This is a genomic window from Halomonas salipaludis, from assembly GCF_002286975.1.
Lineage (GTDB): Bacteria > Pseudomonadota > Gammaproteobacteria > Pseudomonadales > Halomonadaceae > Franzmannia > Franzmannia salipaludis.
On record NZ_NSKB01000005.1, the window covers coordinates 141507 to 154444 of the forward strand.

At 65.8% G+C, this 12938-nt stretch carries 7 protein-coding genes; all 7 read left to right on the top strand.

Annotated features, from left to right (window positions below):
* Window positions 1-12: 12 nt before the first annotated feature.
* The 7 genes from CK498_RS13820 (at window position 13) to kdsA (ending at window position 12826) form a co-directional block, all read left to right on the top strand.
* Window positions 13-1797: a type IV pilus secretin PilQ gene (locus CK498_RS13820; RefSeq protein WP_095621457.1), complete on the top strand. Its 1785-nt coding sequence runs from the start codon at window positions 13-15 to the stop codon at window positions 1795-1797.
* Window positions 1797-2339, top strand: a complete 543-nt coding sequence (gene aroK / locus CK498_RS13825; RefSeq protein ID WP_095621458.1) for a shikimate kinase AroK — start codon at window positions 1797-1799, stop codon at window positions 2337-2339. Before CK498_RS13820 ends, aroK begins: the two co-directional genes overlap by 1 nt.
* A 1-nt stretch (window position 2340) precedes the next feature.
* Complete coding sequence (gene aroB, locus CK498_RS13830) at window positions 2341-3447, top strand: 3-dehydroquinate synthase (RefSeq protein WP_095621459.1); 1107 nt, start codon at window positions 2341-2343, stop codon at window positions 3445-3447.
* Window positions 3448-3881: 434 nt separating this feature from the next.
* Window positions 3882-8333: a glutamate synthase large subunit gene (gltB, locus tag CK498_RS13835; RefSeq protein WP_095621460.1), complete on the top strand. Its 4452-nt coding sequence runs from the start codon at window positions 3882-3884 to the stop codon at window positions 8331-8333.
* A gap of 33 nt (window positions 8334-8366) precedes the next feature.
* Window positions 8367-9785 carry an FAD-dependent oxidoreductase gene (locus tag CK498_RS13840; RefSeq protein WP_095621461.1) on the top strand — a complete coding sequence of 473 codons (1419 nt, stop codon included), beginning with the start codon at window positions 8367-8369 and terminating at the stop codon, window positions 9783-9785.
* 512 nt (window positions 9786-10297) lie between these two features.
* Complete coding sequence (locus CK498_RS13845) at window positions 10298-11959, top strand: CTP synthase (protein ID WP_095621462.1); 1662 nt, start codon at window positions 10298-10300, stop codon at window positions 11957-11959.
* Window positions 11960-11974: 15 nt separating this feature from the next.
* On the top strand, window positions 11975-12826 hold the full coding sequence (gene kdsA, locus CK498_RS13850) for a 3-deoxy-8-phosphooctulonate synthase (protein ID WP_095621463.1): 852 nt from the start codon (window positions 11975-11977) through the stop codon (window positions 12824-12826).
* Window positions 12827-12938 lie beyond the last annotated feature (112 nt).

A 12938-nucleotide genomic window follows, 5' to 3' on the forward strand; every position in this document is an offset into this window, starting at 1 on the left:
GGGAATAGTATAATGGCAACTATCAGGCGTCTGACCGCAGCCCTCGCCATGGTGTTGCTGAGCCTGCCGACGCTGGCGGCGTCGACACTCGACGACCTTACCTATCGCCAGGCGGCGGACGGCGCCCAGCAGGCGGCGCCACCACAGGCCGAACCGGCTGGTGCGCAGCCCGCCGCAGCACCGGTAAGCCGCGAGCCGCGTATCGAGGAGATCGACTTCCGCCGCGGCGGCGACGGCGCCGGCCGGCTGATCGTTACCTTCGACCGCTCGGGCGTCGACTCCCGCGTCCGCGAGAGTGGCAGCCGGGTTATCGCCGAGCTGCGCCGGGTGGCGCTGCCGGCAGAGCTCGATCAGGTGCTCGACGTGACCGACTTCGGCACCCCGCTGCGGCGCATCAGCCCCCAGCCGGGGAGCGACGGGGTGACCCTCGAGCTCGAGGCCAGCGGCGACTATGCCATGCTCTCGATCCACAGCGGCCGCCAGCTGGTGATCGAGATTCAGCCGCTGTCCCAGGCCGAGCGCGTGACCCGCGAACGCGAGCGCCTCGCCTATACCGGCGAGCGCATTACCCTCAACTTCCAGGATATCGAGGTGCGCTCGGTGCTGGCGATCATCGCCGACTTTACCGGCCTCAACCTGGTCGCCAGCGACAGCGTTACCGGCAACGTGACCCTTAATCTCGAGGACGTGCCCTGGGACCAGGCGCTCGACCTGGTGCTCAAGAGCCACGGCCTGGCCAGTCGTCAGGAGGGCAACGTGATCGTCGTCGCGCCGGCCTCGGAGCTGGCCAATATCGAGCGCCAGGAGCTCGAGTCCCGCGAGCAGCTGGAGACCCTCTCGCCGCTGACCACCGAGATGCTCCAGGTGCGCTATGCGCGGGCCTCGGACCTGGCCGCCCTGCTGCGCGGCGAGGGTGGTTTCGGGCTGCTTACCGAGCGCGGCCGGGTCAGCGTCGACCAGCGCACCAATACCCTGCTGATCCAGGATACCGCCGGCCAGATCCAGAGCATCCTGCGTACCCTGGACCAACTCGACGTGGCGGTGCGCCAGGTGCAGATCGAAGCGCGTATCGTGATCGCCCGCGACAGCGCCACCCGCGAGCTTGGCGTGCGCTGGGGGTTGTCGCAGCGACAGGGAGTCGTCTTTGACGATAGCGGCATTGGCAGCGTTGTTGATCGCAATCCGGGCGGTGCGAGTCGTGCATCGGCTGGCCTGGCGGTGGATATGGGCAGCGCTACCAACCCGTCGACCACCTTCGCCTTCGGCTATCTGTCGGGGGATATCCTGCTCGACCTCGAACTGCGCGCCCTGGAGAGCGAAGGCAAGAGCCAGACCATCTCCCAGCCGCGGGTGATTACCGCCAACCGGCGCACCGCGGTGATCAAGCAGGGCACCGAGATACCCTATCAGGAGGCCACCTCCAGTGGTGCCACCAGCACCGAGTTCAAGGAGGCGGTGCTGTCGCTGGAGGTCACCCCGCAGATTACCCCGGACAACCGCATCATCATGGACCTGGTGATCAATAATGATACGGTATCCGAGCAAAGCTTCGAGGGAGCGCCCGCGATCAATACCAATCAGATCGAGACCCAGGTGTTGGTCAATAACGGCGAGACCGTGGTACTGGGCGGTATTCTCACCACCGAGCAGATCCGCAGCCTGTTCAAGACGCCCTTCTTCGGCGACCTGCCGCTGATCGGCAATCTGTTCCGCTATACCCAAGACTCGAGCGAAAAGGTAGAGTTGCTGGTATTCATCACCCCGAGAATCATCGAGGACGGACTGGCAATTCGCTGATGCAGGATTTACCCAACCTTTTTTTGATCGGCCCCATGGGGGCCGGCAAGAGCACCATCGGCCGCCTGTTGGCGGCCGAGCTGTCGCGCGACTTCTTCGATAGCGACCACGAGATCCAGGGTCGCTGCGGCGCGGATATTCCGTGGATCTTCGAAATCGAGGGCGAGGCGGGGTTTCGCGAGCGCGAGGAGGCCATGATCGATGAGCTAACCCAGCGCCACGGCGTGGTGGTGGCCACCGGCGGCGGTGCGGTGATGCGCGAGAGCAACCGCCGGGCGCTGCGCGAGCGCGGCACGGTAATCTATCTCTACACCACCGTCGAGCAGCAGCTGCGGCGCACCGCCAAGGATCGCAATCGACCACTGCTACAGAACGGCAACCCCGAAGAGATCCTGCGCGGCATGTTTGCCAAGCGCGATCCGCTCTACCGCGCCACTGCCGACCTGATCGTGCGCACCGATCGCCGCGGTCCGCGCTCGGTGGTCAGCGAAATCGTGCGCCGCGTGACGCGCCTCGTCGATCCACTGCAATGCAAGGCCTGACATGACTCCACACACACCGTCACCGGTGACGCTCAATGTCGAACTCGGCGAGCGCAGCTACCCCATTCATATCGGCGCCGGCCTGCTCGGCGGGCCCCAGTGGCTAACGCCCTACCTGGCCGGGCGCCAGGTCATGGTGGTCACCAACGAGGTGGTGGCACCGCACTACCTCGAGCGCTTCAAGGCCGGCCTGCCCGCCGACCTGGAGGTGCGCGAGCTGGTACTGCCCGATGGCGAAGCCACCAAGACCCTCGAGCATGTCAGCCGCATTTGGGATGCCCTGCTCGAAGCCGGCTTCAATCGCCGCTGCACCCTGGTCGCGCTGGGCGGCGGGGTGATCGGCGACATGGTCGGCTTCGCTGCGGCCGGCTATCAGCGCGGGGTGGCCTTCCTCCAGGTGCCCACCACGCTGCTCTCTCAGGTCGACTCCTCGGTGGGCGGCAAGACCGGCGTCAACCACCCGCTGGGCAAGAACATGATCGGCGCCTTCTGGCAGCCCCGCGCGGTGCTGATCGATACCGACACTCTGGTCACGCTGCCACCCCGCGAGCTGTCGGCGGGGCTCGCCGAAGTGATCAAGTACGGATTGATCCGCGATGCCGACTTCCTGGCCTGGCTGGAGGCCAACATGGCGGCGCTGCGCGCGCTGGACCAGGCGGCGCTGCGCGAGGCGATCCGCCGCAGCTGTGCCCTCAAGGCCGAGATCGTCGCCGCCGACGAGACCGAGCAGGGCGTGCGCGCGCTGCTCAATCTCGGCCACACCTTCGGCCATGCCATCGAGGCGCATCAGGGCTACGGCAACTGGCTGCACGGCGAAGCCGTTGGCACCGGCATGCTGATGGCCGCCGAGCTGTCGCGGCGGCTGGGCTGGCTGAGCGAGGCGGATGTTGCCCGCAGCCGGCGCATCGTCGCTGCCGCCGGCCTGCCCGAGGCGGCTCCGGCGGCCATGGGCGTCGATGACTTCCTGAGCCGCATGCGCCTCGACAAGAAGAACATTGATGCCAGGTTGCGCTTGATCCTGCTGCGTGGGCTGGGCGATGCCTGCTTGGACGACCAGACCCCGCCGTCGCTGCTCGAGGCACTGCTGCGCGACTATCCGCGCAGCTGATTTCGCTGCTTTTACCCTGCGCTGCAACAAGATCACGGCGCCTGCGCTCAGCAGGCGCCGTTTTTGCTGTTGCCCGCTCGGAGCAGAGGGTGGTGCTGTGCTATGAATTCGCATGCCTTATGCACAACTCGCATGGCCTTTGACGTAAGATTAAGACCAAAGTCTAACGATGATGGGCCGGGCGGAGTGAGGGTACAAGTCATTGACCTGCCACGTGTTTTTTATTGAATGGTGCGCTAACTAGCCGATTTCTGGCGATTTTTCAGGTCGGAGACGAGGCGGGGAATTGCGTGTCACAGGGTAGCTGGCTATGCTGTACGGCCTTTTTCACGCCAGACAACGACCGCTCAACGGTAATGTAAATAAAATAAAACATTAAAATATAGCACTGAGCGCTTCTGGATACAAGACATCGATTTCAGTGAGGCACGCCCATGAGACAGGGTCTTCATCAGCCGGGTGAGTTCCGGGACAACTGCGGCTTCGGCCTGATCGCGCACATGGAGGGCCAGGCCAGCCATGCGCTGCTCAAGACCGCCATCGAGTCGCTGACCTGCATGACCCACCGCGGCGGCATCGCCGCCGACGGCAAGACCGGCGACGGCTGTGGCTTGCTGCTCAAGATGCCCAGCGACTTCATGCGTGCCGTGGCGAGGGAGTCGCTGGGCGTCGAGCTGGGGCGTAGCTTCGCCGTGGGCAGCCTGTTCCTGCCCGACGACGACGCCCGCGAAGCCCATGCCCGTGAGGTGCTGGAGGCCGAGCTGGCCGCCCGCAACCTCACCGTGCACGGCTGGCGTGAGGTACCCACCGACGCCAGCGTGTGTGGGCCGATGGCGCTCGACTGCCTGCCGCGTATCCGTCAGCTGTTCGTCGAGGCTCCCGACGAGCGCCTCGATGCCCAGCTGGCGGTGGACCTGTTCATGGCGCGTCGCCGCGCCGAGCAGCGCCTGCGCGACGAACAAGACTTCTATATCTGCTCGCTGTCGGCCAAGGTGGTCTCCTACAAGGGCCTGATGATGCCCGTCGACCTGCCGACCTTCTATCATGACCTCGGCGACCAGCGCCTGGAGACCGCCATCTGCGTCTTCCACCAGCGCTTTTCTACCAATACCGCGCCGCGCTGGCCGCTGGCCCAGCCGTTTCGTTTCCTGGCCCACAATGGCGAGATCAATACCATCGAGGCCAACCGCGGCTGGGCCAACTCGCGCAAGGAGAATTTCGTCAGCGAGCTGCTGCCCGACATCGCCGAGCTCGACGAGATCGTCAACACCGTGGGCTCCGACTCCTCGAGCATGGACAACATGCTCGAGGTGCTGATGACCGGCGGCATGGATATCTACAACGCCATCCGCATGATGGTGCCGCCGGCTTGGCAGAACGTCGAGACCATGGACGGCGACCTGCGCGCCTTCTATGAGTACAACTCCATGCATATGGAGCCGTGGGACGGCCCCGCCGGCATGGTCATGACCGACGGCCGCCACGCGGTGTGCATGCTCGACCGCAACGGCCTGCGCCCGGCGCGCTGGGTGATCACCAAGAATGGCTTCATCACCCTGGCCTCGGAGATCGGCACCTACGACTACGCCCCCGAGGACGTGGTCGCCAAGGGCCGCGTGGGGCCCGGTCAGGTGCTGGGTATCGACACCGAGACTGGCGAGGTACTGCACACCCAGGACATCGACCAGCGCCTCAAGTCGGCCTTCCCCTACAAGCGCTGGCTGAAGGATCGCGCCCACTATCTGGAGTCGGCGCTCACCGAGCTGGCGCGCTTCCAGCCGATGGACACCAACGAGCTGAATGTCTACCAGAAGATGTTCCAGATCAGCTTCGAGGAGCGTGACCAGCTGCTGCGGCCGCTGGCCGAGAGCGGCCAGGAGGCGGTGGGCTCGATGGGCGACGATACGCCGATGGCGGTGCTGTCGCGCCAGAATCGGGTGCTCACCGACCACTTCCGCCAGAAGTTCGCCCAGGTCACCAATCCGCCCATCGACCCGCTGCGCGAAGCGATCGTGATGTCGCTGGAGACTTGCATCGGCGCCGAGCTCAACGTCTTCGAAGCGACGCCGGATCACGCCCACCGCATCATCCTGACCACGCCGATCCTCTCGCCGCGCAAGTTCACTGCCCTGGTCAATAACGAGGATCCCGCCTTCGCCAGCCACACGCTGTCGCTGGCCTACGACCCCGAGCGGCAGGGCCTCAAGCAGGCGCTGCTGGCGCTGTGCCAGGCTGCCGAGGCGGCGGCGAAGGATGGCAAGGTGATCCTGGTGCTGAGCGATGCCGGCCTCGGGAAGGGCCAGCTGCCGATTCATGCGGCACTCGCTACCGGTGCCATCCACCACCATCTGGGTCGCCTGGCGCTGCGTCCGCGGGTCAATATCGTGGTCGAGACCGGTTACGCCCGCGACGCCCACCAGATGGCGGTGCTGTTCGGCGTCGGCGCCACTGCGGTCTATCCCTATCTGGCCTACCAGGTGCTGGCCGATATGCACCGCACCGGCGAGCTTACCGGCAACCCGGCGGATGCCCGCGAGAACTACCGCAAGGGCATGCAGAAAGGGCTCTACAAGATCCTCTCCAAGATGGGCATCTCGACCCTGGCCTCCTACCGCGGCTCGCAGCTGTTCGAGGCGGTGGGGCTACACTCCGAGGTGATGGAAATGTGCTTCACCGGCATGGCTTCGCGCATCGAGGGTGCCGGCTTCGCCGAGATCCAGATGCAGCAGTCGCTGCAGGCCCGCGATGCCTGGCTGCCGCGCAAGGGCATCAGCCAGGGTGGCCTGGTCAAGTACGTCCACGGCAAGGAGTACCACGCCTACAATCCCGACGTGGTGATGACGCTGCAGGAGGCGGTGCAGCAGGGCGACTACCAGAAGTGGAAGAAATTCGCGCGGCTGGTCAACGAGCGCCCGGTGGCGACCATTCGCGACCTGCTGGCTCTCAAGCCGGCCGCCGAGCCGCTGCCGCTGGATGAGGTGGAGCCGGTAGAGAGCATGCTGCCGCGCTTCGATAGCGCCGGCATGTCGCTGGGCGCGCTGTCGCCGGAGGCCCACGAGGCGCTGGCCCAGGCCATGAATGAGGCCGGCGGGCGCTCCAACTCCGGCGAGGGCGGCGAGGATCCGGCCCGCTACGGCACCATTCGCAGCTCCAAGATCAAGCAGATCGCCTCCGGGCGCTTCGGCGTCACCCCGGCCTACCTGGTCAACGCCGAGGTGCTGCAGATCAAGGTCGCCCAGGGCGCCAAGCCCGGCGAGGGCGGCCAGCTGCCCGGCGGCAAGGTCAACGAGCTGATCGCGCGGCTGCGCTACTCGGTACCCGGCGTGACGCTGATTTCGCCGCCGCCGCACCACGATATCTACTCCATCGAGGACCTGGCGCAGCTGATCTTCGACCTCAAGCAGGTCAATCCGGACGCCCAGGTCTCGGTCAAGCTGGTCTCCGAGCCGGGGATCGGCACCATTGCCACCGGCGTGGCCAAGGCCTACGCCGACCTGATCACCGTGTCGGGCTACGACGGCGGCACCGCGGCCAGCCCGCTGACCTCGATCAAGCACGCCGGCAGCCCCTGGGAGCTGGGCCTGCCCGAGGTGCACCAGGCGCTGCGCATCAACGGCCTGCGCGACAAGATCCGCCTGCAGACCGACGGTGGCCTGAAGACCGGTCTCGACGTGGTCAAGGCGGCGATTCTCGGCGCCGAGAGCTTCGGCTTCGGCACCGCGCCGATGGTCGCGCTGGGCTGCAAGTACCTGCGCATCTGCCACCTCAACAACTGCGCCACCGGCGTCGCCACCCAGCACCAGTACCTGCGCGACGAGCACTTCCGCGGCACCGTCGACATGGTCAAGCACTACTTCCGCTTCATCGCCGAGGAAGTGCGCGAGCTGATGGCGCTGCTCGGCGTGCGCAAGCTCACCGACCTGATCGGCCGCACCGACCTGCTCGAGGTGATCGAGGGACAGACCAACGCCCAGCGCCGGCTCGACCTGACGCCGCTGCTGGAGAACGACCACGTGCCGGCGGACGCCCCGCAGTTCTGCCAGGTGGAGCGCAACGTACCCCACGACCCGGGCGCCAAGAACCGCGAAGTGCTCGATGCGCTGAGCGATGCCATCGAGGCCAGGTCCGGCGGTGAGTTCTCGTTTACCATCACCAACTGCGACCGCAGCGTGGCGGCGCTGACCTCGGGTGCCATCGCCAAGCGCTACGGCGAAGAGGGGCTAGAGGAGGCGCCGATCACCGCGCGCTTCATCGGCGTGGCTGGGCAGAGCTTCGGGGTGTGGAACGCCCGCGGCCTGCACCTGCACCTCGAGGGCGACGCCAACGACTACGTCGGCAAGGGCATGAACGGTGGCTCGATCACCATTGTGCCGCCGCGTGCCAGCACCTTCGAGAGCCACAAGACAGCGATCGTCGGCAACACCTGCCTGTATGGTGCCACTGGCGGCAAGCTGTTCGCCGCCGGCCAGGCCGGCGAGCGCTTCGCGGTGCGCAACTCCGGCGCCCGTGCGGTCATCGAGGGTGCCGGTGACCACTGCTGCGAATACATGACCGGCGGCCTGGTCGCGGTGCTCGGCGAGACCGGCGTCAACTTCGGTGCCGGCATGACCGGCGGCTTCGCCTACGTGCTCGACGAGGACCGCACCTTCGTCGACAAGTACAACCACGAGCTGGTCGAGATTCATCGGATCAACACCGAGGCCATGGAGGCCTACCGGCGTCACCTGCGGGAAGTCATCGAGGAGTATGTCGCGGCCACCGATTCGGCCCGCGGCCACGCGATCCTCGAGGACTTCAGCGACTTCATCCGCCACTTCTGGCTGGTCAAGCCCAAGGCGGCAAGCCTCAATGGCCTGCTCGCTGAATCCCGCCGGCGGCCCGAGTAAGCCCGACGTTCCAGACTTCGAGGAGAGACGACCATGGCAAACCGTCTGAGCAACGACTTTCAGTTCATCGATGTGGGTCGCCAGGACCCGCAGAAGAAAGAGGCGCGTACCCGGGCCAAGGAATTCGCCGAGATCTACGAGCCGTACAGGCCCCAGGAGGCGGCCAGCCAGGCGCACCGCTGCCTGCACTGCGGCAACCCCTACTGCGAGTGGAAGTGCCCGGTCCACAACTATATTCCCAACTGGCTGAAGCTGGTCAGCGAGGGCAACATCCTGGAGGCGGCGGAGCTGTCGCACCAGACCAACTCGCTGCCTGAGGTGTGCGGCCGGGTCTGCCCCCAGGACCGCCTGTGCGAGGGCGACTGCACCCTCAACGACGGCTTCGGCGCGGTGACCATCGGCTCGGTGGAGAAGTACATCACCGACACCGCCTTCGCCATGGGCTGGCGGCCGGATATGTCCGGTGTAACCTGGACCGACAAAAGAGTGGCGGTGATCGGCGCCGGCCCGGCCGGGCTCGGCTGTGCCGATATCCTGGCGCGCAGCGGCGTCAAGCCGATTGTCTACGACCGCTATCCGGAGATCGGCGGCCTGCTGACCTTCGGGATTCCCGAGTTCAAGCTCGAGAAGCACGTCATGGAGCGGCGCCGCGCGGTGTTCGAGGAGATGGGCATTGAGTTCCGCCTGAATACCGACATCGGCAGCGACGTGACCATTGAGGCGCTGCTCGAGGAGTACGATGCGGTATTCATGGGCATGGGCACCTACAAGTACATGCAGGGTGGCTTCCCGGGTGAGGATCTGCCCGGCGTGCACAAGGCCCTCGACTACCTGATTGCCAACGTCAACCATTGCCTGGGCTTCGAGAAGGACCCGGCCGACTATGTGTCGCTGGAAGGTCAGCGGGTGGTGGTGCTGGGCGGCGGCGATACCGCCATGGACTGCAACCGCACCGCGATTCGCCAGGGGGCGGCCAGCGTGACCTGCGCCTACCGCCGCGACGAGGACAACATGCCTGGCTCCAAGCGCGAGGTGAAGAATGCCCGCGAGGAGGGCGTCGACTTCCTGTTCAACCGTCAGCCGGTGGCGGTGGTTGGCGAGGAGCAGGTCGAGGGCGTCAAGGTGGTGCGCACGCGGCTCGGCGAGCCGGACGAGAATGGCCGCCAACGCCCCGAGGTGGTGCCGGGCTCGGAGGAGATCCTGCCCGCCGATGCGGTGGTCATCGCCTTCGGTTTCCAGCCCACTGATATCGATTGGCTGGCGCCGAACAGCATTGCGGTAGACGAGCGCGGCCGCATCAAGACCAGCGAGGAGGCGGCATTCGCCTTCCAGACCAGCAATGAGAAGATCTTTGCCGGTGGCGACATGGTGCGTGGCTCCGACCTGGTGGTGACGGCCGTCTACGAGGGCCGCCAGGCCGCCGAGGGTATCCTCGATTATCTGGGGGTGTAAGGCCTGCCTCCGGGAAGCTGCGCGCACCAGGTACGGGCTCGCCTTACCACCGCGGCTGATCTGGCGGCAGGCTCTCGCGAAGACGCTGTAAACCCGTCCATGGGCGCTCCATTCTTCATCCCTGAAGAATGAGCTTCGCTCATGCCTGCCCCCAGCGCCGCTAGGTTGGGCGTGGAATTCCGCGACCCAAGCCTCCTGGAGGCGCAGCGGCGTGACTTCCCAAGGGCGCTGGCCAGTAGCGCAGCGGCACGCGGCGATCGACATGGATGTCGATCGAGGGGCAAGCGGGAGGGACCCCGGTTTGCCCCGACGCGTAGCCGCCAGTGAATGGCCAGGGTTTCGCCCTTGGGGTCACGTGTCTCGCCTTCAGGAGGCGCCGGATGCACCGGTCTATTGATGCCACGCCGTTAGCCTCGCCAAAATTGAGCCGATTCGCTGAATCTGCTACTCTGTCGTCCCATCCTGGCGCGGTTTCCTGCGGCGCCTTCTGATCACGTTTCGACAGGTTTTCCATGACACGATATATCTTCGTGACCGGCGGCGTTGTGTCCTCTCTCGGCAAGGGCATCGCGTCGGCTTCGCTGGCGGCGATCCTCGAGGCGCGCGGCCTCAAGGTCACCATGCTCAAGCTGGATCCGTACATCAACGTCGATCCCGGCACCATGAGCCCCTTCCAGCACGGCGAGGTGTTCGTCACCGAAGATGGCGCCGAGACCGACCTCGACCTGGGCCACTACGAACGCTTCATCCGCACCAAGATGACCCAGGGCAACAACTTCACCACCGGCCGCGTCTACGAACACGTGCTGCGTAAGGAGCGCCGCGGCGACTACCTGGGCGGCACCGTGCAGGTGATCCCGCATATCACCGACGAGATCAAGCGCCGCGTCTACGAAGGCGGCGAGGGCTTCGACGTGGCGCTGGTCGAGATCGGCGGCACCGTGGGCGACATCGAGTCGCTGCCGTTCCTCGAATCGATCCGCCAGATCAGAAGCGAGCTCGGCGCCAACCGCGCGATCTTTATGCACCTGACGCTGGTGCCCTATATCAAGACCGCCGGCGAGACCAAGACCAAGCCGACCCAACACAGCGTCAAGGAGCTGCGCTCCATCGGTATTCAGCCGGATATCCTGATCTGCCGCAGCGAAGTCGAGCTCGAGGCCAGCGAACGGCGCAAGATCGCACTGTTCACCAACGTCGAAGAGCGCGCCGTGGTGCCGCTGCAGGACGCTGACACCATCTACCGCATCCCGCTGATGCTCCACGAGCACGGCCTCGACGAGATCGTCTGCGACAAGCTGCGCCTGGAAGCCAGCGATGCCGACCTGCATGAGTGGGTGCGGGTGCTCGACGCCAAGCTCAATCCGCTCAAGTCGGTCAATATCGCCATGGTCGGCAAGTACATGGAGCTGCTCGACGCCTACAAGTCGCTCAACGAGGCGTTGATCCACGCCGGCATCCAGGGGCGGGTCAAGGTCAACGTCGACTATGTCGACTCCGAGGACATCGAGCGCCACGGCACCGACCGTCTGGCCGGCAAGGACGCCATCCTGGTGCCCGGCGGCTTCGGCGAGCGCGGCGTCGAGGGCAAGATCATCACCGCCCGCTACGCCCGCGAGAACGGCATCCCCTACCTGGGTATCTGCCTCGGCATGCAGGTCGCGGTGATCGAGTTCGCGCGCCACGTGGCGGGTTGGAACGACGCCAACTCCACCGAGTTCACCCACGACACCCAGCACCCGGTGGTGGGCCTGATCACTGAATGGCTGAGCCCCGAAGGCAAGATCGAGTTGCGTGACGCCGCCTCCGATCTCGGCGGCACCATGCGCCTGGGTGGCCAGATATGTCATCTCAAGGCCGGCAGCAAGGCCCGCGAGGCCTACGGCAACGACGAGATCGTCGAGCGCCACCGCCACCGCTTCGAGGTCAACAATCAGTTCATCGAGGAGCTCGAGAAGGCTGGCCTGGTGGTCTCCGGCAAGAGCGTCGACCAGTCGCTGGTGGAGATGGTCGAGCTGCCCGATCACCCCTGGTACGTGGCCTGCCAGTTCCACCCCGAGTTCACCTCGACGCCGCGCGACGGCCATCCGCTGTTCTCCGGCTTCGTCAACGCCGCGCTGGAGCACAAGAACGTCCGCGCGCGTCAGCATTCCCAGGCCCAACCGCAGGGCTGAGCCCCAGGAGCGAACATGTCGTCACCGCAACGCATCATCGAGTTCGCCGGCCTGCAGGCCGGCAACGCCCTACCGCTGGGGCTGTTCGGCGGCATGAACGTCCTCGAGTCCCGCGACATGGCACTCGAGGTGGCCGCGGCCTACGTCGAGGCAACCACCAAGCTGGGCATGCCCTACGTGTTCAAGGCCAGCTTCGACAAGGCCAACCGCAGCTCGATCCACTCCTACCGCGGGCCCGGCCTCGACAGAGGCCTGGCGATCCTCGCCGAGGTCAAGTCGCGCTACGCGGTGCCGGTGATCACCGACGTGCATGAGCCGTGGCAGGCCCAGCCGGCCGCCGAGGTCGCCGATATCATCCAACTGCCGGCCTTCCTGGCGCGCCAGACCGACCTGGTGGTGGCCATGGCCGAGACCGGGGCGGTGATCAATATCAAGAAGCCGCAGTTCCTGGCGCCTCACGAGATGCGCCACATCATCCGCAAGTGCGAAGAGGCCGGCAACGACCGGCTGATCCTCTGCGAGCGCGGTTCGAGCTTTGGTTACAATAACCTGGTGGTGGATATGCTCGGCTTCGGCGAAATGAAGCAGACCGGCTATCCGCTGTTCTTCGATGTGACCCATGCGCTGCAGCGCCCGGGGGGGCGTGCCGACAGCGCCGATGGCCGCCGTGCCCAGGTTGCCGAACTGGCTCGGGCCGGCGTTGCCGTGGGGCTGGCCGGGCTGTTCCTGGAGGCGCATCCGGACCCGGACAACGCCAAGTGCGACGGTCCTTGTGCGCTGCCACTCGACCAGCTCGAGCCCTTCCTTGCCCAGCTCAAAGCGCTCGACGAGCTGGTCAAGGGCTTTGCGCCGCTGACGATTTCTTGAGCGGAGCCGTGACCCTCTCTCAAGCTAGGAAGTGCTGAACAAATCGGCGAGCGGGATGAAGCACAAGGCGCACGGCGCACAGAAACCGGAGCCTATGTGGTATAGGTGAGGA